The organism is Burkholderia reimsis (genome assembly GCF_003294055.1).
Taxonomy (GTDB): Bacteria; Pseudomonadota; Gammaproteobacteria; order Burkholderiales; family Burkholderiaceae; genus Burkholderia; species Burkholderia cepacia.
This window is the reverse complement of sequence record NZ_QMFZ01000021.1, coordinates 122,171-146,946: the sequence shown is the minus strand read 5'-3', so window position 1 is coordinate 146,946 and position 24,776 is coordinate 122,171. Positions and strand designations below refer to the sequence as shown.

24 protein-coding genes and 1 pseudogene are annotated in these 24,776 nt (G+C 57.4%); 15 read left to right on the top strand and 10 right to left on the bottom strand.

What is annotated here, in order from left to right:
• Together DPV79_RS23685 and DPV79_RS23680 are read left to right on the top strand one after the other, a co-directional pair.
• On the top strand, positions 1-599 hold a 599-nt coding region (locus tag DPV79_RS23685; protein WP_133295711.1), incomplete at its 5' end, for a DUF4942 domain-containing protein.
• Between the two features lie 99 nt (positions 600-698).
• On the top strand, positions 699-998 hold the full coding sequence (locus DPV79_RS23680; protein ID WP_113046624.1) for a hypothetical protein: 300 nt from the start codon (positions 699-701) through the stop codon (positions 996-998).
• A gap of 3 nt (positions 999-1,001) precedes the next feature.
• On the opposite strand, the gene DPV79_RS23675 is transcribed toward DPV79_RS23680, so the two are convergent.
• Entirely contained in the window at positions 1,002-1,259 is a 258-nt protein-coding gene (locus tag DPV79_RS23675) for a helix-turn-helix domain-containing protein (protein ID WP_113046623.1), read from the bottom strand.
• A 66-nt stretch (positions 1,260-1,325) separates the two neighbouring features.
• Between DPV79_RS23675 and DPV79_RS23670 the strand changes: the two genes are divergently transcribed.
• From DPV79_RS23670 to DPV79_RS43670, 7 genes and pseudogenes are all read left to right on the top strand, one after another.
• The gene (locus tag DPV79_RS23670; RefSeq protein ID WP_208866743.1) at positions 1,326-1,721 is read left to right on the top strand and encodes a hypothetical protein; all 396 of its coding nucleotides are present in this window, start codon (positions 1,326-1,328) and stop codon (positions 1,719-1,721) included.
• A gap of 218 nt (positions 1,722-1,939) precedes the next feature.
• A complete protein-coding gene (locus DPV79_RS23665) occupies positions 1,940-2,599 on the top strand; it encodes a hypothetical protein (protein WP_113046622.1) in 660 nt (219 codons plus the stop codon).
• Positions 2,600-2,676: 77 nt separating this feature from the next.
• A complete protein-coding gene (locus DPV79_RS23660; protein WP_113046621.1) occupies positions 2,677-2,997 on the top strand; it encodes a hypothetical protein in 321 nt (106 codons plus the stop codon).
• Positions 2,998-3,523: 526 nt separating this feature from the next.
• Positions 3,524-3,634, top strand: a pseudogene (locus DPV79_RS23655) (ATP-binding protein); the annotation flags it as partial.
• A gap of 739 nt (positions 3,635-4,373) precedes the next feature.
• A complete protein-coding gene (locus tag DPV79_RS23645) occupies positions 4,374-4,655 on the top strand; it encodes a hypothetical protein (RefSeq protein WP_244321803.1) in 282 nt (93 codons plus the stop codon).
• Between the two features lie 349 nt (positions 4,656-5,004).
• Complete coding sequence (locus DPV79_RS23640) at positions 5,005-5,607, top strand: hypothetical protein (protein ID WP_133295710.1); 603 nt, start codon at positions 5,005-5,007, stop codon at positions 5,605-5,607.
• A 100-nt stretch (positions 5,608-5,707) separates the two neighbouring features.
• Positions 5,708-5,965, top strand: a complete 258-nt coding sequence (locus DPV79_RS43670) for an H-NS family nucleoid-associated regulatory protein (RefSeq protein ID WP_113046618.1) — start codon at positions 5,708-5,710, stop codon at positions 5,963-5,965.
• Here the strand turns inward: DPV79_RS43670 and DPV79_RS42215 are convergent.
• Together DPV79_RS42215 and DPV79_RS23625 are read right to left on the bottom strand one after the other, a co-directional pair.
• The gene (locus DPV79_RS42215; protein ID WP_133295709.1) at positions 5,956-6,414 is read right to left on the bottom strand and encodes a hypothetical protein; all 459 of its coding nucleotides are present in this window, start codon (positions 6,412-6,414) and stop codon (positions 5,956-5,958) included. The two genes, DPV79_RS43670 and DPV79_RS42215, sit on opposite strands and share 10 nt — an antisense overlap.
• Positions 6,415-6,548: 134 nt before the next feature.
• The gene (locus tag DPV79_RS23625; RefSeq protein WP_113046616.1) at positions 6,549-7,154 is read right to left on the bottom strand and encodes a hypothetical protein; all 606 of its coding nucleotides are present in this window, start codon (positions 7,152-7,154) and stop codon (positions 6,549-6,551) included.
• Positions 7,155-7,493: 339 nt separating this feature from the next.
• Here DPV79_RS23625 and DPV79_RS23620 point away from each other — a divergent pair, with 339 nt between their 5' ends.
• On the top strand, positions 7,494-7,820 hold the full coding sequence (locus DPV79_RS23620) for an H-NS histone family protein (protein ID WP_113046615.1): 327 nt from the start codon (positions 7,494-7,496) through the stop codon (positions 7,818-7,820).
• A gap of 4 nt (positions 7,821-7,824) precedes the next feature.
• On the opposite strand, the gene DPV79_RS23615 is transcribed toward DPV79_RS23620, so the two are convergent.
• Entirely contained in the window at positions 7,825-8,556 is a 732-nt protein-coding gene (locus DPV79_RS23615) for a hypothetical protein (protein WP_113046614.1), read from the bottom strand.
• Between the two features lie 173 nt (positions 8,557-8,729).
• Between DPV79_RS23615 and DPV79_RS23610 the strand changes: the two genes are divergently transcribed.
• Positions 8,730-9,479, top strand: a complete 750-nt coding sequence (locus DPV79_RS23610) for a DNA/RNA non-specific endonuclease (RefSeq protein WP_113046613.1) — start codon at positions 8,730-8,732, stop codon at positions 9,477-9,479.
• Positions 9,469-9,735, top strand: a complete 267-nt coding sequence (locus DPV79_RS23605; protein WP_113046612.1) for a hypothetical protein — start codon at positions 9,469-9,471, stop codon at positions 9,733-9,735. The genes DPV79_RS23610 and DPV79_RS23605 overlap by 11 nt, the downstream gene beginning before the upstream one ends.
• Positions 9,736-9,988: 253 nt before the next feature.
• Here the strand turns inward: DPV79_RS23605 and DPV79_RS23600 are convergent, their stop codons facing one another.
• From DPV79_RS23600 to mads1, 4 genes are read right to left on the bottom strand one after another with little or no spacing between them, the layout of a single operon-like run.
• Positions 9,989-12,670, bottom strand: coding sequence for a TnsA endonuclease N-terminal domain-containing protein (locus DPV79_RS23600; RefSeq protein ID WP_113046611.1), 2,682 nt, complete (start codon positions 12,668-12,670; stop codon positions 9,989-9,991).
• On the bottom strand, positions 12,663-14,603 hold the full coding sequence (locus DPV79_RS23595) for a site-specific DNA-methyltransferase (protein WP_113046610.1): 1,941 nt from the start codon (positions 14,601-14,603) through the stop codon (positions 12,663-12,665). Before DPV79_RS23595 ends, DPV79_RS23600 begins: the two co-directional genes overlap by 8 nt.
• A complete protein-coding gene (locus DPV79_RS23590; protein WP_113046609.1) occupies positions 14,603-17,524 on the bottom strand; it encodes an ATP-dependent helicase in 2,922 nt (973 codons plus the stop codon). The genes DPV79_RS23595 and DPV79_RS23590 overlap by 1 nt, the downstream gene beginning before the upstream one ends.
• The gene (gene mads1, locus DPV79_RS23585; protein ID WP_113046608.1) at positions 17,521-17,733 is read right to left on the bottom strand and encodes a methylation-associated defense system helix-turn-helix domain-containing protein MAD1; all 213 of its coding nucleotides are present in this window, start codon (positions 17,731-17,733) and stop codon (positions 17,521-17,523) included. Before mads1 ends, DPV79_RS23590 begins: the two co-directional genes overlap by 4 nt.
• 123 nt (positions 17,734-17,856) lie before the next feature.
• On the opposite strand from mads1, the gene DPV79_RS23580 reads away from it, so the two are divergent.
• The 3 genes from DPV79_RS23580 to DPV79_RS23575 all read left to right on the top strand — a co-directional run bounded on the left by DPV79_RS23580 (position 17,857) and on the right by DPV79_RS23575 (position 22,238).
• Positions 17,857-20,511, top strand: coding sequence for a sacsin N-terminal ATP-binding-like domain-containing protein (locus DPV79_RS23580; protein WP_208866742.1), 2,655 nt, complete (start codon positions 17,857-17,859; stop codon positions 20,509-20,511).
• A 280-nt stretch (positions 20,512-20,791) separates the two neighbouring features.
• A complete protein-coding gene (locus tag DPV79_RS43095) occupies positions 20,792-21,151 on the top strand; it encodes a protein NO VEIN domain-containing protein (protein WP_208866741.1) in 360 nt (119 codons plus the stop codon).
• 388 nt (positions 21,152-21,539) lie between these two features.
• Positions 21,540-22,238, top strand: a complete 699-nt coding sequence (locus DPV79_RS23575; protein WP_113046607.1) for a hypothetical protein — start codon at positions 21,540-21,542, stop codon at positions 22,236-22,238.
• A gap of 239 nt (positions 22,239-22,477) precedes the next feature.
• Here DPV79_RS23575 and DPV79_RS23570 read toward each other — a convergent pair whose 3' ends face one another.
• Both DPV79_RS23570 and DPV79_RS42210 read right to left on the bottom strand, forming a co-directional pair.
• Positions 22,478-23,269 carry a glycoside hydrolase family 75 protein gene (locus DPV79_RS23570; protein WP_113046606.1) on the bottom strand — a complete coding sequence of 264 codons (792 nt, stop codon included), beginning with the start codon at positions 23,267-23,269 and terminating at the stop codon, positions 22,478-22,480.
• Positions 23,270-23,312: 43 nt separating this feature from the next.
• Positions 23,313-24,527, bottom strand: a complete 1,215-nt coding sequence (locus DPV79_RS42210; RefSeq protein WP_133295708.1) for a hypothetical protein — start codon at positions 24,525-24,527, stop codon at positions 23,313-23,315.
• Between the last annotated feature and the right edge of the window lie 249 nt (positions 24,528-24,776).

Here is a 24,776-nt window from a genome sequence, read left to right as displayed (position 1 = left end):
AACGCGACGAAGCGGAAGCCGCCATGGTGCGTCTTATCGACGTGCGCGGCTGGGATTACCTGCTGTCGGAATCGGGCCTGCGCACCTTCATGGACGCCAAGGCTCGCGACCAGTGGAGCAACCAGATCGCCGAAGGCGACGTGCCCGAATTGACCGCCGCCAATATCGAAGCGACGTTCGCACAGCTCTACGGTGCACGCGGCGACATGTTCGAGCGCGGCGTGCTTCAGTGCTTCCGGCGACTATCGTGGGACTACAAGACCAATCAGCCGTTCAAGTTCGGCAAACGGATCATCGTGAAGTATCTGCTCTCGCAGGGCAGTACGAATCACCGAACCACCGATGAACTCGACGATCTCATTCGCGTGTTCAGCGTGCTCGACCGTCAGCCCGAGCCAGATCACCGGCACGGCGCGTACTGCCTCATCGCGGACGCCCAGCGTGCGCGGCACACCGAGGTCGAGAACGCCTACTTCCACCTGCGCTGGTTTAAAAATGGCAACGGGCACCTGACCTTTAAGCGCACTGATCTGGTCGAGCAATTGAACAAGATCCTCGCGAAGCATTACCCGAACGCGCTCGCGTCCGAAGCGCGGTAGTTCCGGGACGCGTCCTGCGTCTCGTCTTTCCCCTTCAATTCAGCGAAATCGGTATCCGGTTCATCCGGAGGTCCGTGCTCGTCCAACCCGGAGCCTGTTGTGAATCTGCCTTCTACCCGCCACGCCGGGCCGCGCTTCAAACTCGGCCGGATTTTTGCAACACCCGCTGCCCTGGAAGTCATGGCCGACGCAGATGTCTCGATCGTCGACCTGTTGATCCGGCACGTCCGCGGCGACTGGGGCGACTTGTCCGAGTCCGACCGCCAGCAGAACGAACTCTCAGTCGAGGCCGGCCTGCGGCTGCTGTCCTGCTACGTTCTGCCCGGCGGACAAACCGTATGGGTCATCACGGAATGGGATCGCTCCTCGACCACGTTCCTATTACCGGGCGACTACTAGCGGTCAGCGCGGCAAGGACGACATCGGCTGATCGAGCAGTGCGTCGATAAAGGCGTGCGGGTCGACATCCAATACCCGCAGAAAGTCCAGCAGCTCGACCACATCGAGGCGGCGGACACCGCTCTCGACCTTCGACACGAAGGCCTGCGGCCGTCCGAGGCGATCCGCGACGTCCTGTTGCAACAGCCCGCGCTGCTTGCGCAGATCCGCGAGCAGCGTCGCAATCCGCTGGTAGCGAGGATCGTGGATTGGATGGGTCATGAAGAAATTCTAGATACACATAGCGGATATTCTTTATCCGTATACGGTATATTTGCGGAGGCTTACATGTTTCAACTCGTCTGGCTGTCCGGCGTTGCCGCGACGGCGCTGGGCATCGTCTTCGACATGCGCCGGCTTCGCATTGCCCGGGTAGGCCTTGGGCCGCTCGGCTGGGTCGTCGCGTCGGTCTGCGCCGGGCCCATTGCTGGAGCCGTCTACCTACTCCGGCGGCGGTCCGCACGGGCAGCGCTGGTCGATGCGACTTGGCAACTCGTCGGCGATGCGACGCACCCGACAACCGTACGGCGGGAGCGATTGATTGCGCTGGAGCGCAGCGGTGTGCTCGGTAAGCCGATCTTCCGGACCTGTCTGGCTGGCCTGGACGCCGAATCGATCAATGCAGTCCCGGTGCAGGAAGCCCAGCCGCAGGCTAATGACGGGGATGCGGGTCGATGCATGTAAGGAAACGATGTTGCAACCGCCCGCATTCGATCACGCCCCTCCAAGCGCGGAACGTAACCGTGGCCTGAGTCCTGGCAGCAGTCTCTCCCTCGGATGCCAGGACCATTCGCCGACAGGTTCGCCCTGTCGGCATTTTTTATTCCGGATGCCCGGCACGTGCCGGGCGCCACGAAACGCCTGTCATTTCACCAATCACCACAGCAACGGGAAACGAAATCATGAAGACCAAGCGCCACCTCAGAATCGTCCGCTTCGCATTGTGCGCCGCCACGGCCGCAATCCTGTCCGCGTGCGGACAGAACGCACCTTCGGAAAGCGACGCAAAGCAGATTGTCGCGAGTTCGCTCGGCGACTGCCGATATTTTGAACTTCGGGACTTCCAGAAGGTGAACGGCATTCCTGGCGACTCCGGCAACGACTACCGCGTGGATGTCAAATACACCATACGCCTGTCCCCAGACAGCGACGTCAAGGCCTACGCTAGGCAATGGCAGGAGCAGTACGAAAAGTATCAATCCCTGAACGCCGACGCGGAGCAGAAGGCGAAACAGTACTATGACAATAAGCAGGCCTACGTTGCCGCAAATTCCAGCGATCTTGACGCAGGACGCACGTTCGAGCAGCAACATCAGGACGAGTATCAGGCGATGTCAAATGCGAAAATCGAGGTAGGCAACGCCGCCGCGGCACTCAACAACACCGCTCCCGGCCTGGTCTTCCGACGCGCTATCGTTCAGGCGTGTCCCAGCATTGATCTGCGGCTTCTCACCAACTTCTTCAATGGAAAGGCAACCGACTACAGCAATGACGTCGACGTGGAGTTCACGCAGACGCTCGACATGGTCAAGACCGACAACGGATGGCAAGCTGCGCGGTAACGACCGGCAATCCATCCTGCGGCGATAGGAGTTCGTTTCCGCTATCCAGGAACAACCATAAAAGACAACCTGAAACGATGGGTTCGCAACGAAGCAACCTCGCTCCCACTGAACCGCTCCACGTCGCGGCAGCAGCGCTGCTCCAGCTCGCCGGCGAAACGGCTCGGGCAAGCGCGACCCCGCCGTGGGGCCGCAAACACGCGCTCGAACTGCTCGACGCCCTGCTCTCGCTCTCTTCTGCACACGGCTTCGCGCAGCAGGATTCGTTGCGCGAAAAGCTGATCACCGGTGCGTGTACCAACCGTACGCGGCTGCTGGCTGAGGTTGCCTTCGAAGATGTTCCGGCATCGGCGTTGCTCGACGCCATCCGACAGTCGGGCTTTCATTTCAGTGAATAGCTTCGATATGTATCGAGCGCGTACCGCGCGAGCCCGATCGAAGAGGTCATAGACGGGCGTGCCTCATGGTACGCCCGTCCGGTCCGCATCGGCTGCTTCTTTTTTTTGACCGTTGGAAAAGTCTGTTGCGCAATCGAACGACCGTCATCCAATTGACGAGCCGCAGAACTCCCCTCGGGCCGACGACCCGAGTGCATCCCTGGGCTTGCGCCCCAGCAAGCCAACCGGTACTGCTAAGCCTCCAGAAACCACCGCACCCAATCGACACTTCGCTCGATTCCGCCGACCGTCCAAACGTACGTGCCGAGTTCTGGATCGAAAAAGACATCGACCACCGATGTCCCGACCGACGCCGTGGCACCACGTATTCGTCTGGTCCAGATTGATGACCGTGATTCCCGTGCGAGCTGCGGCCGACAGCGCCTCTACCATTGGAGCGTTCATTGGGAACCCCTTCGGTTTGGAAACGCGTTGAAATAGCTGGAGCTTTCAAGATAGCCGACAAGCCGGCATTCGGCAAAAAGCCGATGAATACATCGCCGACCCAATCCTCGACCGGCTCGTCCATCAGGCGCATAAGCTGCCGTTGAAAGGCGAATCGATGCGAAAGACCAACGCGCAGTCCTCCGCATCCTGATCGTGGTCACCTTCGGTATAATCCATTGACCGCGCAACACCACCTTCCGCACTGATCACGTTCGCCGGAACGGCTGATCACCATCACCGAAATCCGCAGCATGCCAAGTGAAGGAGCCAATTTTTGACTTTGACGATTTTTGACAACGTCACACTCGGCCTCGGGGTAATGTTGGCTTATCCAGCTTGATATGATCACGTCCCCCAAACTCCTCGCAGGAACGGACGGGACGCCTCAAGGACATCGGACAGCGATGGAATGATTGACAGTTTCCATTGCTTGCATATATGAAAGCATAGCGAATATTCATGAACCGCCGATTCAAATCATGGTTGTTGGCTCTGGCAATCGGCGCTGCAGTTGCGGGCATTGTGGCATCACTAAATCTGGTGCTTGCGGACCCTGAACTGCCCCAGCCAAGTTGGTTAATCGAATGTCACATAGCGTGTGCGTTCGTCGGCGCGTTTGCCGCCACTCGTTTCGTTCAGGGGACCCCGTCCGCACTTCAGGGGCCGACTTCCTCTACCACTACGGCACAAGGCGTTGTTATGGGGAATAGGACAGGCGTTGTAAATTTTGTCGTACCAGGGAATAGCAAATTCTTCTCACCCATCCGCTGCATCATGATTCTCTGCATCGTGCTGTGCCTCATGGCACAGTTCGTTCAGGCGGGTAAGGTGGCCGACGGAGCGAGTGGCACGTCGACTGGCGGGAGCACACAAATTCGACGGTTAAGTACATGACGCCCATCGATGCTCGACGCCATGAATCACGGGCAACAACAGACGGTCCCGAAGCAACGACCGATGTACGCAGCAGATCGATTCGCCAGACATCTGCGGTCTTCTGCCTCGTCCTGGGTGTCGCCTCGATCTGCGTAGGGCTCTACTGCCTGGTTCAAGCCCTCGACGCCTTCAATCTTCCGATGGCGTTCAAGGTGTGGCTCTCACGTGCAGTCGCCTCTATGGTGATGGGCTGGGTTCTCCTGCACATCGGCAGTAAGCGCATCGAAGCCTTTTAGCTCGTTCAAAAAATGGAAATATGAGATTTCGATCGCTCGTTGCAGCGTTGTTCCGGCGCCAAACAATTAGTATATCGACCAACATCGCACAGCACCCCACAGTAGGCCGCTCAAATCGAGCCTGCCAATGGACGCGCTAGCGTCACTGTTCGGCGAAGCAGCCGATCGAGGAGAGTCCCTACGGAATCTTCCCCCCCAGATGAGCGCCCGTTTCGATGTGGTCATTCGCCTTAGTGCGCCTTCGAGGAGTTCATCTGAGACAGCCCCAAATAGGTAGACAGTACCGACCAGATCATCCTGCCCGGCTCGAGAGTTGAATACAGACCGTGCTTTGTTGATCGATCATCGAATGCGAAAAATTCTCAATCTACTATCCTCTCGACGCAAACGCGATCGGGCAGTTGAAAACGCAACGACCGACGTTGTCGCTACAGCGATCCACTCCGTCGCAATACTTGTCGATGACCGTGTAGCGTTTGGCCTGCAAGCCGCCGACGTCGCCGCGCGATTGGGCCCACGTGCCATTGACATGCTGGTATCCCGCCTCCACTCGCCCTCACACCCTGCTCCGGACGCGTTCGAACCCAGTGTGAGCGGCTTAGGGGGATGGCTCGCCGCCTGGCAATTCGCCGTCTTCGAGATTCTCTTCCATTTTCATGATTCTGCACTCGATAGCCTTCGCGAAATCGCTTGGGGCGAATATGATTGGACGCAAGGTAACGCGCTAGAAATTTTGGTTCGCCTGGCAGCCAAGGGCATTGGACGAGAACAAACGATTGCGGACCTTCATCGCGACTTCGAACAAGTTGCTGAGGAAGCGAAGCAATATGCCGTAGCCCCACTGTTGCAGCGCGCGAAGTTCGAGCCGGAAGTCGCCGCAATTATGAGGAAATTGCAAACCGTTCCCGATTGGCGCGAGGTCGCGTACCAGTTGGAACGAAGGCACCGTTAAGCGGCGTGCGTTGCCTTAAGAGCCGCCGCAAGAAATTGGACGCGCATATCGCTCTTCTGTGCCAATACTTCACACCAAATTTGGTCTTTCGAAGGCAGACATGGACGCACTAGCACTCGCCGTTAGGCACATTGATCAACGGACCAATTTGCACACAGAGGACGACGACGTGAACGCACTTGCGGAGATCGCATCTGAACTTGTAATCGCAGCGGCAGCCGGCAGTGCAGTCAGTCATAGCACCTCGGAAGCGATGTACCTCGATCCGGAGGCCGGCGCTACCTGGTCAGGTCGCGGTCGCGCAACGGCGTGGATCAAGGATGCCAAGAATCGCGATCGCTTTCTGATTCAGGGGTAGGACATCGCAATTTTCCGACTCACCTCAATAAATTCGGGATCGTCGAACAATTGATGCAGAAGACTCTGGAAAATCGCAGTCGTCTGCATCATCCCGTCCTGTGCAGCCAGCCCCCCTATGAACTGAACGTCCCACTTAGTTTGCGCACGTAACACCTTGTCATAAACAACGGCCCGCCCGTCCGACACGATAAATCGTCCTGCGAGTTCGGCATGTCCGTCTAGCACATGGACATCAGACAAGGAGACTGTCAAGACGGCAGGTGCGTTTGCTGAATAAAGTCCCGCCGATGCGAGCTCAATGCGAAGTGCCTCTTTCAAATACGAAGTCCACGACCCATCCGCAGGCGCCGCGACACTCAATGATCGAACCTGCGTCTGAATATCCGCTGGCTCTGCACCACGCGCTACCTGATAGCGTGCCATACGCGGAATTTTCACCAGTGCCATTTGGTTTGCGATACTAAGCTGATAGATGGGTGCCGGTTGCGTCACGCAGCCCCCACATACAGCCAATATGCTTGCGAACAACACGAATTTCCCGCGAGACAGGTCACGTCTCCGTTCAGGTACAGTGCAATGCATCATTGAGCGAGATCAGAAGCTTGGTCGATTTGCTCGAGACTCTTCCCGACTATTTGACGCAACATTGTCGCTGATGCCTCTTGAACCGACATGCGTTGCAAGCCTTCCGGGCCAGAGGCGTTGCCGATCGTCGTGTGAATTGCATGCTTCACAGTCGTGGTCACCGGCTCATGCCCGGGCTCAAGGTAATTTGTCGTGCAAATGTAGCCGTCCGTTACCATTGTGCCGATCAAGCCAAAGGTAAGGCCCGTCCCAAAGCCTTTGGCCGCAACGTTGTCGGTCAACGGAACGTTGTTGAGGGTAATCGAAAGCTTCCGTCCTGACGGGACCGGGTCATACGAAACTCGACTGAACAAACCAGATTGTGAAACTTGCTCGAAGACACGCGGACGTAGCGCTTCAGTTGCTTGAGCATTCGCAACGCCCTTTGTTTGGAACTCGACCAATAATTGTATCGGTTGCGGACTCGCCGACTTTTTCAAATCAGCATAGTGCGGCTCCCCAAGCGACTGGTCAACATACGAATGCGGCGCCAGACACGCAGACAGCGACAATGTCAACCCAATGGCAACGGAAAATCGAGCGATACGGAAATCTTTGATCATTTCGGTTGGTTTTTAATGTAAACAGCAAGTAGCTGTATCGAGTGTGGCTGGTCAGCAACGTCCACTTACACATATTTTTCGTCAAATTGGCCCAGCGGGAGCTCTGTTCTGCGCCCCCCGTTACGGCTGCCGCTGACGCAGTCTATCCGCTCGCAAATCCTACCGGATCGTTACATTTATTTACACCGCCCAATCATCAAATATTGTCAATCGACACCATGTTGATGAAAATACTGGTTCTCACGAGAGTCATCATCACAGGATGACTGAATCGTTGCAGTTGCGACCTAGCACAAGCTACCGATTTATCAAGCCTATCCAGCACCTGGAATTTCATCGATGAATAACCCAACCATTCGCGAGTTGCAGAAGCAGCTCGGCCAGTTGAACCTGCTCGTTGAAGACGCCAAGCGGCAAGAGAAGCAAGCCAAACTCCAACAGATCGCCGAAGACGTCAAAGAATACGGCATCACTGAGATTGAACTACTGCGAGCGGCTGGCTTCATCCAAGCCAAGCGAAAGAAGGCACCCGCCAAGTATTACGATCCGGGCTCTGGACGGTCATGGTCTGGCAAAGGTCCGCGTCCGAAGTGGCTCGTCGGCAAGAACCTCGACGACTATCTTATCCGCGAGGCACCGCAGCCGTGGTGGCCGGAACGGACCTGACCGATCATCCTATCTTGACGATCGACATGAAGCCCTGCAACGCGAGTGGCGTCTGATTCTGCGAGCCCAGCACTTTTGTGAAGCCCATCCACAGAGGACTGCTGTCGCCCCAACTCGCCTGCACCCCGCTCATGCGTAACGAACCGAGAACGCCGGAAATCGAAGCGATGCCTATCGGAGCGTCCGGGTACTGCTGTACGGCGTATTGGTAGATGCCTGGGAAAGCATAGTTCTGTCCGACTGCGAAAACCATCTGCGCCGGCAACTGATATGTGCCCGTCGACGATGCGAGGATCTTCGCACTACCAGAGACCAGGTAGACACCGACGGGGATAGTGATCGTACCGTCGGCATTCGGGGTGTACTGGAAGCCATTGGCGGCCGAGACGCCGATGCGGAAATCGAGCTGGTACCAGTTGCCCATGTCGATTCCACGGCCACCATTGGCTTGTGCGCCGTGACCGAGTTCAATCGTCAGCACGGGTAGGATGCCATGCGGCGACGGCAGATTCGTAAGCTGACTCCCGTCGATAGCCGGCAATCTGCCGCTTTCGTCGAGTACGACAACATCGCCGGGTGCGGTGCCCTCCTGCGACTTAGGGATCGCGGCCTCTGCCGTTGCCTCCGCGCTGGCGGCTGTTGCGGCGATCGCCTGAAGACCCGGACCGAGACCAGTGATCGAATTCCCCAGTGCGGCGAGCGCCGAGGAAATGGTTTGCTGAGAGCTTGTTGTCACGATGTCCTCATGGATAGGAAGTTAGACCATAGGATTCGGCTTCCCCCATCCCCCTCGCGTCACGACTGCTGTATCGCCGTCGCCGAACTGCCCAAGGAAAATTACGCGCCGATACGGTGATCGGCGGAGGGGTTCGGCCGTATACTTCGAGCCCCACACTCGACGCAGCTCCTATGCGACAAATCTTCGCGTGCGCGCTAATGGCCCTTGCCACTCACGCCTTTGCTTCCAACTCCTGCCCGCAGTTCAGTCCGAAAGGAAAATCTCCGGTCGTCACCAATCCTCGGATAGCCGCGAAGACACGCCTCCTGTGCTATTCGGACTTTGAGGTGTTGCACTCGAGCATCACGCATGGACCGCTTTGGTCAGCCGAACACCTGACCCGTTCGCACCTCGCGGCGGCGAAAAACGAGATCCGCACGAACCGATTTTTCGAGGAGTCGCGGTTACCGAACGGGGAAGGCGCGCGACTGACGGACTACCGCAAAAGTGGCTACGATCGCGGGCACATGAGTCCAGCTGGTGATCGCTGGAACGATCGGGCAATGGCCGAATCGTTTACGCTTGCAAACATGGTGCCGCAGAATCCGACGAACAATCGTCACCTGTGGGCGCACATCGAGGAAGCGGTTCGCCGGATCGGTCTGCGCGCGACGGACACATACGTTGTCACGGGGCCGTTGTTCAAGGGTGCAGAATTGACGACGATCGGCAAAACCGGCGTCATCGTTCCAACCCAGATTTTCAAGGTAGTCTATGTACCTCAGAAGCGGCTCGCGTTCGCAGTCGTCGCTAATAACATCGCAACCAAGCGCTACACGATTGCGACGGTACATGAGCTCGAGGCGCAAAGCGGCCTGCGATTCCCCGGCATTCCGGAATCGCTGAAGGATACACGCATCGGAGGTCTAAATGGAGTTTAAGGCGTTTGCAGACGACTCGACCGTCGTGAATATTCACGGCGATGCGTTCACCGTCACCAACGATCCTGAGCGCATCGTATTGTCAGGCACGTTAGAACTCACGCGCGACAAAGCGGGCCTCGCCGCCGCACTTGCGCTACAGCAGGCCATCGCGAGCATCGTAGACGTACTTCAGCACGATCCCGCACTGCCCGAACACGTCCGCGATGAGCCCGCCGCACCGAAGGGTAAAATCAAGAACCCGTTCAGTGGATAGGCGGACTCCTCATCTGACAGCTGACTCTCCTGGCCACCATATCGTTAAAGATGGAGCAATGAGCAGCAAGTAGGTGGTTATGGATTGCAGTGCACCAGCACCCCATGGCCACCAAAGCACGACATCGTAGGCCTTCAGATCCGCCCGCAGCGTCCGGGCGTACCTCGTGCTCATCGCATTTGCGTTGACGGATACCATGACTTATGTAGGTATCCTTGAATGCCGACTGGATGTACTTCTCTCACCGCGTCAGTTATAGCAGCATTCGGAAGTGACGCTTGTCCGCATCGGAGGACTTGAGGATGCGGTACTCCATGCCGCTGGCCACCGCGATCTGCTGAGCGAAGTCCTTCTTGGCCTGCACCACCGTGTCCTCGATCTGGTTGTCGGCCTTCACTTCGACGATCACGTACTTCAGGCTGCCATCCGGCTCCTCGCGCTGGAAGATGAAGTCCGGGTAGTAGCTGCGCACGGTGCGAGAATCCGGGTCGATGTACTGGATGAAAAAGTCGGACTGGCCGTGAGTCAGCATTCCAGTGAAGTAGATCTTCTTCACCCGTTGCTCACGCAGCAGATCCCAGAACAACCAGTTCTCCGAGCCGGAGTCAAAACAGTAGGTGTCGAGGTGGAAGCTCTTAGCGCGCTCCTCGCCCTTGATCTGCGTGTCGTTCATCCGGACGATCTTGTCCTTGGCCGCCGACACCTCGTAGTAGCCGTTCGGGGGCATCTTAATCAGATCGACTTCATGCTCCTCGGTTTGCTGCGACTCGTCGAGGTCGTAGAGCTGCCGGAACAGGCGCGGGATGATCTTGTCGTACAGTAACTCGTTAAATTCGTTGGTTATCGCTACCAGCTCGTCGGTGCCTTCCTTCGTCGAATCCAGCAGTTCCTCAATATCGAGTGGGCGTAGATTGAGGTAGCGGGACGCCTCCGCCACCAGCGTCATCCGTGAGAAGATGCGCTTCTCGCGGCGTTCGGTCAGATCGAAGGTGCGACTGCCCGACGCGCGTGCGGCGTCGGCGGCGGTCAAACCCTCCTGTTGCGTTTCGATTAACCGGTACTTCTCAACTAACTCCGCCCACTTCTCTCTGCTAGCGCGCTCAGGTATCAGCTCCTGTCCAGGAACAAGCTTCTTTTCGCGCATCTGGTACTGCTTGCGCACGCGCACGAGCTTAATCTTGACCGTCGGCTCCACTACGCGCACTTCCACGCGCTCCTTGTCGCTGCCGGTCTTTTGCAACTCGTCGGCGCTGATACGGAAGTTTTGTTGTAACTCGTCGTTCAGGGTATTGAGGTTGCCGTCCGAGAGGAAGACGTGGCCAGTGTGCTGCGCCTCGCCAATGGCTCGTAAGCAGCGCATCGTGGCTTGAAGCACGAACACCTTAGACTTGGGCTCGCGGAACAGGCCAACGCCGAACAGCGAGCGACAGTTCCAGCCTTCGCGACCTTTGTTGACAAGCAGGATGAACTGCTTTTCCGAGCCTACGGTGTCAAGGCGGTTGAACTCGCGGATGTCGTCGTTGGTGGTGAGCTTGTCATCGCCCACGTTGACCAGGATGCGCGAAGCGGGGATGCCGTGCTTGAGGAGCGCGCGCTCGACGGCGGGTCTCAGTTCGCCGGTCAGCTCATCGATGGTGGAAGCGAAGAAGGCCAGTTTGGGCAGCAAGCCTTCGGGACGCAGTTCGCCCGATTCCCTTAGAAAGTTCTCGATGGCGATATCGACGAACTCGTCGGTACGGGTGTTGGCATAGCCGTGCAGCGTTACCTTCTTAAGGAAGCCCTTGTCGATGGCCTCCTTCAGGCCGTAGGCGTAGACTACCTCCGGCAACACCACACGCCCAACATACGGCGTGCCGGTGTAGTTGTAGCAGGCCACCACGCGCGTGCCCGCCGCGTTCAGGCTAGCGGCCAGAATATCGATGGTAGTGCGCAAGCTGGTATCAGTTTCCTTGGCCCCAACACCCATGTCTTTGGCCAGCGCCTTGCCGAAGGCGTGGTGAGCCTCGTCCACGTAGATGCCTAACTGCTCCAGACGGCGTAGCTTTTCGAATCGCTGGTTGGTACTCAGTTCACCTTCTTCTTCCGGCTGGTCGAAGTTGTAGAGATCCGCGGCGTCGGCATAGACGCCGGTAGTCGCGAGGGTCTCGGCAATGGTGCCAAACAGCTTGTCAACGGAGGTTTTCTCCTTGCGCTGACGCTTGAGGATGATCTTTTGCGTATTCGAGACGATGATGTTGAAGCGCGAGCGATCCAGCGTGTCCAGCGACGTGCCTGCTTCTTCAAGGTAGTGGAAACGCAGATGCGTGGTTAGGAAGTTCACGTACTCCGGCGGCACCACGCGGGTCAGGTCGAACGCTTCAATCTCCTTCAGCGATTGCAGCACTGTCTTGTCCGGCGCGAACACCAAAGCATTGTGGCAGTAGCGCGCATCCTTTTCGAATTTGTTGCCCAACAGAAATTCATAGAAGATGCACGTCGCCATCAGGATGGTTTTGCCGGTGCCCATCGTTAGAGCGAAGATGTAGTTCGGGTAGGCGCGAGAGTTTTTGCGCATCGCCGCGAACACGGCCTTGTATTGATCCTGCGTAATCTTGTCGAACAGGCCAACTTGGCCCGCATTCCCGGAAACAACGCCGCCCTCAGTACGCCCAGCAAAGCGACCTTGTTTTTCGAACCACTGCTGGAATATCTCCTCGACCTTGGCGTTGCCAAGAAACTCTTTCAGGAAAACATAGGTTTCCAGCGCTTCGAACTGCGGTTGTCGCAGGAAGGCTTTAGGGTTCTTCTCCGGGTTATTGAAATCGAGAAACTTGCGGGTCAGCTCCTTGTAGTGGCTGCGGATCGTGCCCCGGTTGGACTGATAGAACTGCCAGAGAAACTGGAAGAAGGCAAAGTCGAGCGACGCGCTCACTGCTTCGGTGGCGCGCTTAGCCATTGCTAATACTCCCTTCCCACGATTCCGAAAGTAGGTCGGTGATCTTCACGCGGATGGTGCCCGCATCTTCCGGCACCTTGTACGCGCCCTTTACTAGATCGTCCTTGCCCGGAATGTCCACCACTGCCGGTTGCAGCACGGCACCGTCGTAGTTCCAGTCGATCAGCACCGATTCGACCAGTTCCTTCCAATCCTCGACCGATTCCTTCTGGAGCGAGAGCTTTTGCAACAGATTCATCGGATAGAACTTTTCGATGACCAGCTCGCCGCTCTTGATCACGAGCTTGGCCTGCGAATCGCGCTTGAACTCCAGATTGGCCTTGTCGCGCAAGATGTCCACCACCTCCACGTCGATTTTGAAGGGCTTGGCGGCCAACTCTAGTTGAGCAGCCAAGTCTGGCTCGTGGCCCATGCAGACAAGGGTAATCTTCTCGACTGGGCGGTTCGGGTGTTCATTATGTCGGTGCTGCCACATCTTTTGGTCGAAGTTATGGATCAGCTCGTTCAGATCGGCGCGGGTAGCAATGCGGTTGACGGGCATGATCTTGACCATGCGCCCGTCTTTCTCGCCGTCGAACACGGTGCTGAACTCCAGCTTCTGTACTTCCAGAGCCTCGATCAGCAACTCCTTGGCCTGAACGGGGTTACGGAAGACGTCGTAGTGGTTGACGTTGTGAACCTCGAAGCCGGTGTAGTGTGTGACTTCACCATCAAGGCCCTTCTGTCGCAAATCATCAGCGACGCCGATGAGACGCTTTACCGTCGTCTGGATTGCTCCCAGATTGATGTCCGCGCCGATAAAGCGGCGACCAAGACGCATCGCTGCTTCTTGCGTCGTGCCTGAACCCATAAAGCAATCAAACACGAGCGATCCAGCATCGGAGGACGCCCGGATTATGCGCTCCAGCAGATCAACGGGCTTCTGAGTGGGGTAATTGAGCCGATCGTTTGCTTGCGAGTTAACCGGGAATATGTCCGTCCACACCGAATCCAGTGGGCGACCATCCGACTCATCCAAATAGCGAATGAGTTGTGGTCGCTTGGTTTTGTCGTTCGGGTACCAGATGCGACCTTGTGCATCCAGCTCGGCCATCTTTTCTTGGCTGTATCTCCAGCCGTTTGCTGGCGGCGGAAACCCCTTCCACTCATACGTCATGTTCGGCCGAGGATTCGGGCTAGTGATGTTATCCAGGCGGTACTTGCGCCCGTCCTTGTCGACGCTGCTGTACTTGCTTTTTAGGTACGCTTCACTGTGTTCTGTGAACTGCTTGTGCCAGGTGAAGGACTCGGACCGGGTGTAAAAGAACACAGTGTCGTGGACATGGTTGTAGGTGTTGGAGTCAGCTCGTGCGCTTGTCCGCTTCCAGATGATCTCGTTTCGAAAATTTCCGGCGCCGAACACATCGTCCATCAGGCACTTAATGTAGTGCCCGCGGTTAGCGTCGCAATGAACGTAGATCGAGCCGTTAGCCGTGAGAAGTTCGCGCAAAAGGACGAGCCGTTCATACAGGAACTGAAGATATTCATCGTTGTTCCAGATGTCGCCGTATTGCTTTTCCTCGAACGAGCTCTGGTCGCTTTCCGCCGACCCGCCTTTGAGCTTGATACGCTTCTTGTAATCCGCCTTGGAATCAAACGGGGGGTCGATGTAAATCAGATCAATCTGGCCTCTGAACTCCTTGAGAAGGTGGCTCATCACTTGCAGATTGTCTCCCCAGAAGATCTTGTTGCGCCAACCATCCACCTCTTCGCCGTGGACCTCCTTCAACTGCGCCGGGTAGTACTGCGTCGATGTGAACGGGCGCTTGCCGCGCCAGTTAAGCATCGGGTAGCCCTTGATCGGGTCAAACTCGTACTTTTCGACGTTGGTCGCACTACCGCCGGGCGTGACCAATTGCAGGCTTTCCTGCGCGAGCGAGGTCGTCTTCGTCATTAGTCGTTTTTCCTGAATTTCCAATTCTTGTTGTCGCAGTAAGCGCGCATGTCGCAGTTTTGGCATAGCTTGGCCGGTCGCGCAGCGATGCCGTAGTCCTGCCGCTCAATGCGCGCCACAATATCGTCAAAGCGCGCGATGGTTTTGCCGATAGCGCGGTTGTCCTTGTTGAAGGATACGTAGGGGTTGCCGACATCCTCGCCGGTGTAATACAGGTGCATCCGGCTGACCCTCTGGCCGGTGCGCTCCTCGACCAAGTGGGCGTACACCTCCAACTGATGCTGATACTGGCGCAACCGGTCCCGATCCTTCTCCATGTCGGGTTTCTTCTCCGACTTGAAATCGATGATCTCGACGGTGTCGTGTTCGCCGCGAATGAGGTCAACGCTGCCCTTGAGGATGTATTGATCCTTGACGAGCGAAATCTCGACCTCGGCCTCCTTGACGCGATCCCAGTTACCGTTCTCCCGCTCGTAGTAACGCAGCACGTGCAGCAGCGCCGCCTGCTGCGAACTGGGCGCGAGGTACACGCGCTCCTTCTTCGAGAGCATGGCATAGTTGGCCGAGAACCAGCCTTCGATGGCTTCGCGACTAAGGCTCTCCTCCTCGCCGCGCAGCACCGTCTTGTGGATGTCCTCGATGGTTTGATGCACCAGCGTACCGAACAGCATCGGGCTTTCGCGGATCGGGGCGAACTCTAGTTCCTTGAAGAAGCGGTACTGCTCGGCGCAGTTCTCGAACACACTGATGTGCGATGTGAAAGAGTATTCGCGTTTAAGGTTGATCTGCTTGACCGCCTCGAATGCCAGCGCCGGCAAGTCAACGTCGCGCCAGCTCGGAAGCTCGTAGAACAAGCGCTCGAAGTATTTGGACGGTGACTTGCCCAAGCCTCGGCCCTGCCGCTCCTGAGCAGCCAGCACCAGTAGGTTTTGAGCACGGGAGAAAGCCGTGTAGAACAGCCGCCAAAAATCAAAGTTCTTGATGTGGTCGAGTGGTTCGAAGCGCTCCTTGGAAAGGTAGCCGCCGTCTTCCAACAGAACGTCGAGCGCGCTGTACTGCTTGCGTGGCACAGCCTCCAGCGAGCCGCAGACGACCACCGGGAACTCCAGGCCCTTCGACTGGTGGATGGTAAGAAACGACACGCAGCCCTTGGGCGCGTACTCGGCTTCGTCCTCGTACTCACCGATGCCGCCGTCCACCAGAAAGCGCAGGAACTGGTTGAACAGGTCGCGGATGTTCTTTTCCAGCCACTCCGGGTTCAACACGCTGACATAGTGCAGGTATTCGAATTTGGTGAGCAGCTTCGAGAAAGTCCCAAGGTTGCGCGCCGCACGGCCCTTGTCCACGCCTTGCACCGCTTCGTCAGTGAGGAAGCGCGAGAACAACGGGAACTGGAGCAGTTGGTAGAACAGGCCGGAGAAGGCGTAGTCAGTGTTCTGCGTGAGCACGGCATGGCGTTTGGCCAGCGGACGTGCCCAATCCAGCAAAGGCTTGTTCTCCGGCTTGCGCAGTTCCGCGGCGAAGACTGCGAAGCATTGATGGTCGTAGTAGTCCCAGATGTCCAGCGTGACGCCTTCGGCCCACGCCCGCACCTTGGGAAATTGCGGGAACAGGAAGATCAGGGCGCCGATCATCAAGCGGATTTCCTCGCGCTCGAAGAACATGTTCGAGCGGGGCGAGAACACGGGCACGCCCTCGGTTTCGAGGAAGCGCGCCAGAGCAACCACCTTGTCGTTCTTGACGGAGCGGAACAGGAAGGCGACCTGGTTCCAGTCCGACAACTGGCCCGATGCCTTCAAGCCATTGAGGAAGGCCAGCACTTCGGCATGCCAGTTGGTGGTTTCGTCATTATTGTCGGCGGCAGCCAGCCGCAACGCTGTAGGCACGTCGGGAAAGTCGTCCTCACACGGCACGATCTGTTTGGCGAAGCGGAACACGCGCGTGCCGTCGCCCCATGTCTGCTCGCGCATCCATTCGTTGTAAAAGCGGATGATGTCCGGGTGCGAGCGGTAGTTGACAGTCAGCTTGACCTGCTTGCACTGCCCATCGGGAAACAGCGATGGGAATTCCAGAATGTTGCGGATGGTCGCACCCCGGAACCGGTACAAGCCCTGGTCGTCGTCGCCAACGACGCACAGGTTGTGCTTCTCGCCCGCCAGCAGCAGGAGGATGCGCTCCTGAATGGTATTGGTGTCCTGGTACTCGTCCACCATCAAGTAGTTCAGCTTCTCGCGCAGTTGCGCCAGCACCTCCGGACGCTTTTTTAGCAGTTGCAGCGCCTCGTACTGAATACCTGAGAAGTCGAGTGAGTTGTTCTCATGCAGCAGCTCTTGATACTTGGCGAAGCACGCGGCCAACGCGCGGATTTCCACGTCGGGGGCCGCTGCCAGCGCGGTGAAGTCGAGGGCTTCCTCGCTGACCTTGTTGAGCCACTTGAGCAAGTTTTCCGACTGCGTCCAACGGCCCGACTGATCATCTCCCATTACGAGCTGAGCATCGGGCAGCTCTCGAAATTCCTTGATGTGCTGGTATAGAAAGTATTGTTGATCGAACTGGTCGAATAGGGTGAAGCTGCGCTTGAGGCGCGTGAACTCGCGGAAGTCTTCCAGCAGCCGCAGGCAGATTGAATGGAACGTCCCCAAGTACATCTCGTTCAGGTTGAACCGGATGCCCAACTCCGCCAGTCGGTTGGAGATACGAGTCGTGAGCTCGCGTGCTGCCTTGTCGGTGAAGGTGACGACGAAGAGAGACTCCGGCGCGACGCCTTTCTGCGTAATCAGGTAAACGATGCGCTCGACCAGGGTAAATGTCTTGCCCGAGCCAGGCCCTGCAATGATGAGCACCGGGCCGTCGGTCGCAAGAATAGCTTCGAGCTGCTGGGGGTTCGCCTTGGACTGGAGGGCGGTAGCGCTGGAGGTCATTCCGCCCCCTCGTCGTCGTCCACAATAAACTTGCCGATGCGGCTGGCGATCCACTGATCCAGCTCACCGCGACGAAAGCGCCAAGTGCCGCCGAGCTTGAACGCCGGGAGCTTGCCGCTCGCTGCAAGGCGATAGACCGTGCGCTTGCCTGCCTTCAGGTAGGCGGCAACCTCGTCAATCGTGAGGATCTCGTCCGGCTGGTCGCTCATTGGCTTTCCCATGTCGTTTGCACCGCGCGTGGTTTACTGTCATATTTTGTCACGCTATTTCGGGATTGGGCAAACTTGGGCAAACTTGGCATCAAACAGATGCCTGACCGAGAGGGAGCGGCGGTGGCATCGAACTACGAGAAAATCTGCGAGGAAAATCGGGAGAGCTACGGCACCAAAGGTGCCCAGAAGTCCGGGAGGTTGGCAGCTGGGCTGTACGACGACCGCACGCACTTCATTTTCGAATTGCTGCAAAACGCCGAGGACGCCCTCGGTCGGCGCGGCGACCGGCACGGGCCGCGCAAGGTGGAGTTCACGCTGACCCCGACGCGCCTTGCGCTATCCCACTTCGGCAAGCCGTTCGACGAGGCAGACGTCCAAAGTGTATGTGACATCGCCGAGAGCACCAAGAACGAGTCTTCGATTGGCCGCTTTGGTCTCGGCTTCAAGTCTGTTTACACCGTCACTGATCTGCCGGAGATTCACTCTGGCGATGAGGACTTCGCCATTGAGGGGTACGTATTCCCCAAACGGGCGGATCGCACGGCACGTGAAGCGGACGAAACGCAAATCATCCTGCCCCTGAAGCCAGAGGACACGACCGCACCGCAGGAAATCACAGCAGGGTTCCGGCACCTGGGCCCCGGCGCGCTACTGTTCCTACGCCACATTGACGAAATCAATTGGAGCGTCGAAGGCGGCGCGTCCGGGTTCTATCTGCGCAATAACCCAGAATCGCTCGGGCCCAACGTTCAACACGTCACCGTGATCGGCAAGGAAAGTGACCAGCCCGAAGTCGATCAGAACTGGCTGGTATTCCACCGCGACGTGTTCTCCACCGACAAGAAGACGGTCGGGCGGGTGGAAATCGCCTTCTCGCTGGTTGCGGTGAAGGATTCCCCCGACCGCTGGGCCGTGCAGCCACTGGCCCACTCACCGTTGGTGGTCTTTTTTCCGACCGTGGTCGAAAGCCTTCTCGGCTTTCTCGTGCAAGGTCCATATCGGACCACGCCCAGCCGGGACAACATTCCGCCCGGCGACCCATGGAACCAACATCTGGTTGAGGAAACGGCAAACCTGCTGGTGGAAGCGATGCGCTGGATGCGGGACAAAGCGATGCTGGATGTCTCCGCACTGCGTTGCCTACCGCTTGACCGTGAGAAGTTTCCGCAAGGCTCGCGGTTTGCGCCGATGTTCGCTGCCGTCCATCAGGCATTTCAGAGTGAGGCGTTGCTCCCCACCTTCGACGGGGACTACGTGACTGCGCATCAGGCAAAACTGGCGCGCACGCAAGAGCTGCGTGAACTGCTCAGCTCAGAACAGGTCGCAGCGCTGTTCGGCTTGGAGGCCGCAGCTTGGCTGTCTGGCGACATCACCCAGGACAAGGCTCCCGAGATTCGCCAATACTTGATGCGCGAACTCGACATCGACGAGGTCACGCCGACAAAACTGGTGCCAGGCCTAACCAAGTCATTCCTCGAAACGCAACCCGACGAGTGGGTATTGCAACTGTATGAGTTCCTGAGCGGCCAGGAAGCAGCCCTGCGCCGCCGCCTCGACACGATTCCCTTGATTCGTCTAGAAGATGGCACACACGTTGTCGCCCACGAGAACGGCGAGGCCAAGGCCTTCCTGCCCAGCACCATCGCGACCGGATTCCCGACAGTACGCCGAGCAGTGTGCGCAACATTGGAGGCGCGCGCCTTCCTGAGTTCGCTGAGAATCACAGAGCCTGACCCGGTGGATGATGTCATCCGGAATGTCTTACCGAGGTACCGACAGAAAGAGGTGGATGCGGGCGTTGCCGCCTATGCAGCCGACATCGAACGCATCCGTGCCGCGTTCAGCACCGACTCGACAACACAAAAGGAAAAGCTCCGAGCTGCGCTGCGCGACACCGCCTTTGTGATGGTGGTCGATACCGGCGACGGCCAGGGCTATGTCGCCAAACCCGGTGACATCTACTTGGCCGCCGAGCGCCTGAAGCAGCTCTTCGCAGGCGTGCCCGATGTCTACATAGTCAATGACGAGTACGGCTGCCTTCGCGGTGACAGCATGCGTGAGTTGCTGGAGGCGTGCGGTGCGCTACGGTATCCGCGACCGATCGAGGCCTCGACCGCACTGACGCGGGACGAGATGCGTGAGCTGCGTCGGCAAACGGGCCACGAGGAGACGTCCGGAATCAACGATCGGGTCACCGACTGGCTGCTTGAAGGGTTCGACGACCTCATAGCGCTTTTGCCGAAGCTCAATCAGGAGCAACGCGCCGAGCGCGCCCAGTTGATTTGGGAGAGCCTGGGCGACCTCGAAGAACGTCGCGGGCGCGGCATCTTTGACGGTTCCTACACTTGGTCGCACTACGGTGACCGCAAGACACCGCCTTTCCCTGCGGCTTTCCTGCGCCAGCTCAACAAATCAGCTTGGGTACCCGACGCCAACGGCGAACTGGCGCCGCCGAACCTGGTGATGTTCGACGCTCTCGGATGGAAACCCAATCCGTTCTTGCAGTCCAAAATCGCCTTCAAGCCGCCGATCATCGACCAGTTGGCCAAAGAGGCTGGCATCGATCCTGCAGCACTCGACCTGCTCCGCAGGCATGGCATCACCAGCGTCGCCGAACTGGCATCCCGACTGGGTGTCAACAACCCGTCAGCCGAGACCGACCCGCCACCAGATGACGAATCGGAGACAGACGAGCCATCCGACAGCGACGTTTACGGCGATGCAAAAGACCTGTATGGCGACGACATGCCGGACACCCCCCCCCGGCACGCCTGATCCCGATGGAGACGACGGCGACGTCGTGGGCAGTGGCGCTGGGCGCGGCGGCCAAGGCCGCACCGGCACCGGAACACCTCGCAATGGTGGCCACGGCAACGGAGGCACAACCGGCGACTCAGGTGCCCACGGTGCTTCTGGCGGCAAAGCCAATGGAAATGGTGGTAGTTATGGAAAGAGGTCACCCGGCCAACCGGGAGCGCGCCCCTTCATCTCCTACGTCGGTACACATCCGGATGACGATGGACCCGATCCCGATGGTCTCGATCAAGCGGTACGGATGCAGATCGAAGGGTATGCAATCGAGCTGATCATTAAGCTTGAGCCAGCACTTCGCCGTACCCCGGAAGGCAATCCTGGTTTCGACCTCTACGAAGCCGCCCCCAGTGGCAAGCAGGTTCGATGGATCGAAGTAAAGTCGATGACGGGCAGTCTGGAAGATCGGCCCGTGGGGCTATCACAGACACAATTCGACTGCGCCCGCGAGAAAGGCCAAGCGTACTGGCTGTACGTGGTGGAGCATGCGACCGACCCGACAAAGGCCCGTGTGCTAAGGATTCAGAATCCCGTTGGCCTCGCTCGGACGTTTACGTTCGACCGCGGCTGGCGTGAGATTGCTCAAACGGAGCTCCCACTCTGAGCGGTAGAGACGTTCCACAGCAATCCGGCTGGCGATTTTGCCGCAGAACGCGTGGCACAGCTAGCAGGTCCGCAGTGGCATTCCATGATGCCGTCGACGTGCGATTGGTACTGAGAGGCATTTCGATGATGGCCTGAATCCGCGCAAATCCGGCGGTGGTGTGACGCCGCCCTTGCCTCTCGAATCGAAGGGATCACGAAATCACGGGACTGACGGACCGCCTCACGCCATCCATCGCTGGTTCGCCTTCATCGTGTCCCTTCGTACCGCTAGGATGGCGACGTGTTATCCAGTTAGACTCAACCGCTTAGCCAGGAACTAGCGAATGCGCACGGCACGTTGCCCCGCCGCGGAGCCCCGCCCACGGATCACCTTGATAAACCCGAACATGGATTGGAATATCCCGATTGCAAACGAAGAGGTCGCAGCTGCCTACGCCGCGTTCAAGGCCTACGTGCTTGGTGTGGCGACTCATTTTGCCGGCTCAAGACTCCTAGAGGCCCTTGATCTGGCGTCGCTGGGACCAGAAACAGAGATTGCGTTGTCGAACGACTTCTCCGATTACTTCACGACTGTCCGGAATGTGGGCGATCTCGTTCAAAGCATCGAGTCAGGTTACTACTCGCAATTATCTTTGCGATTAGCAACTATCCAGCTTTGCACCGCCTTCGAGGTCCTTTTTGATTCGATCGCTCGAGCCTACGGCGTCACAGCCGATAATGAGCCGCCGGTCGAAGCCCCGTACGGGGCAGCAGCACCGATCCAGCTCGGCAACAAGACGATCAGGCAGATCCGCAAACTGCATCGCGTCCTGGGAATCGATACAGTCCTGAATGAAGACGAAGTCCTGTTGAAGCTCAGCGCCATCATCGAGGTACGCAATTGCTTTATCCATTCGGGAGGACGCGTACCAAGCGAAGGGAAGCAGGTTCGGCTGAGCGTTTATGGGATCTTCTCCAAGGCAGGTGGGTCGGTTCACCTCAAGCACAACCACTTCGACGATTTCCTGCACTACGTGCTTATTCACGTACAGGGATTCGTGAAGTTTCTTCCCGAAACGGCTAGCCGTCCCGTACCCCCGGCTTGATCCACTGGCTTCAGCGTCGACGGTTCTTGGCTGCGTCGAGCAATATTACCGTTGCCTCCGTAGGGCTATCGTACGCGATATTCTTTACCGAAGTGGTCTGGTTGAGTGCTATGAGCACCTGTCACCGTATGCCCGTCCCTGATGAGTTTAAGGCCCATCAGGAACGGCTCGTATAGTCTTCCTCCAAGACAACGTCTTGCCCTCCTGCGTGGCATTGCAGAAATTGCGACGCATCGATCTCAACGCGTCGGCGCGCCGTAATCTCTCAGGAACGTTTCAAGCCGCTTTTGACCCTGCGTGGCTACAACTGCCCTTACATCCTGAGCCGTCAGCCTCTCGGGACGCGAATGTGGAAAAATGACGTAGGTCACCCCTCGTTCGATGCCGATACCCTCGCCGTCTGGACCTTTCAACTTCTGGCACGGCTTCTCAGTACCGAGGCACTGGTCGTTACCAAGCTCCTCGTGAGCGGCCAGCGAGATTTCGCCGAATTTGAAGAAAGGCCCGCTGTCACCGACGATTGCGAACGAACAGCGGCTACCTCTAAGGACAATGGCAAGGTCGCCCATGCCCACTTCACTCGCTTGCGCCAGTGAAATTCCATCGTGATCGCCCGGAATAACGATGTAAGGAACGAACTCCGCGTCAAGGCTCTTCCCTCCAAGCTCGAGGGAGGTCCCGGGCTGTGACGTGCCCTTACGGCTTTGCGACAACGCCGAGCCGTCAGCATCTACCGCAGCCTTGGCGACAACCACCACGGTCTTATCCGGAAACACTTGAAACCGCTCAACGTGATTGGGATCAGACGAGCACTTGTGTTTTGAGCCGAGCGCCCGCCCTGCGAAAATGTCATGCGCATCGCATTCCTGATAGGCCATGCGAAATGTCGTCGAGTTGCCTGGCTTAACTGGAAGCTCCTTCGCGCGGGAAAAATCGAGGTGCTGGAGGCTGTTCGTCAGACTCTCACACGTCTGGGCGAATGTAGAGGATGCTCCGAGCACAAGCACAATCGTCAACAGAAAGGCCTTCATACACAGGTTCCCCGAATATGGATGAGTGGTCTATTTCGAAAGACTATGGTTTCGCTTCTGCAAATTTCCGATCGAGACACCGTTCCTCGCTAATACCTACGCTGCGGCACATCGAAATAGCATTGAAAACGGCCTTTCCGCGTCCGAGAGCAGCAACATCCAGAACCTGTTTGCTGAGCACACTCTTCAGTGAAGATGCCCCTTGCGCTCCGAGACGCCTGCCAACGAGCGCGAACACTTCCGGCTTGTTTAACAACACGTCTTTCAGACGCGTGATTGTCGCAAGCGACGGTGCTGGAGTGCTGTCACACGACGCGTCGTCCTTACATTTCCCGGAAGCTAACCAAATGAATTGCGGATTCGCAAGTATTGCTACGTTCGCTGGAACCGCAATCGGACAGGCACTGGCGCCCTTCCTTACAAACCCGACGTTTGGATCAGCGTCTTGTCCGATCTTGTAAAAACAGTAATTCGCAATGCTACTAGTTTTGATAATACCTTGACTTTCATCGCCCACGTCGGAATCAGAAATTTCTACGCCAACATTGTCATGGAGATCTTTCACAGAGCAACCACCATCCACCCGGCTCACACTGAAGGCGAGAGAAAAACTCGGATCTACAGCGTCGTTTGCATCGGCCGCAAAGACCGTGGCGATCGAGTTTGTCAGTTGACCGACCAATTCGGCGCCTTGTACGTACGGATTGGGAGGAATCAATTCGGACGCGGATTTGGTGAAATTCAGCAAAGCCTGAAAGACTTTCACTGTATCCGACTTCCCCTGACGACGCACGAATGTTAAAGGCACGCTTATGTTCGAAGTTCGAATCGGTGTCGACGCATTCTTTATATTCCACAGCTCCTGGTCTGCCAGCACATGAAGGCCTAACGACGCGCGCACAATCCTTCCGCCAAGGTCACGAGTATCAATAGTCGCGGCTGCGGGAAAACTTGCTTTCTGTCCAGTTCCCGAAAGCGTGACGTCGACTTGAACGCCGACGCCATTTGTAGACCTGAACCAGTTCGCATCCGTGGGGACACGAGCCGACAATATCCAGAAATCGACGGTCTTTTTATTCACATTGAGGCAACTGGCCGTGACATTCGCGAGTGGAAGTATGACGCTACCATCAGCGAATGCCGACGTGGCCATAACAAACGCTACCGACGCAACAGACAATCTGCGCAATATTCTCATTCTTATTCCCCGTTTCCGCACCAACGGCGTGCATTGCAGTTGCTTGAATGTTGTATCCATCTGTGCAGATGAATCCACCCGCACCTCACTGCCACGAATGATGTCGACGCCTCGGTACGTCGCAGGAGCAGAACACAGCATAGGAGCACAGTGCGAAATTTTCCAGTTCAGAGTCGGAAAATTCGAAGCAAGCTACTTGGTCGCCCAGCTGCACTCCGCATGATTCTCGAAGGCGATATTTCTTCTCGTAGGTCGGTTACGCGCCATCGATATCTATCGCCATGGACACGTCCCTGCTGGGCTTGGTAC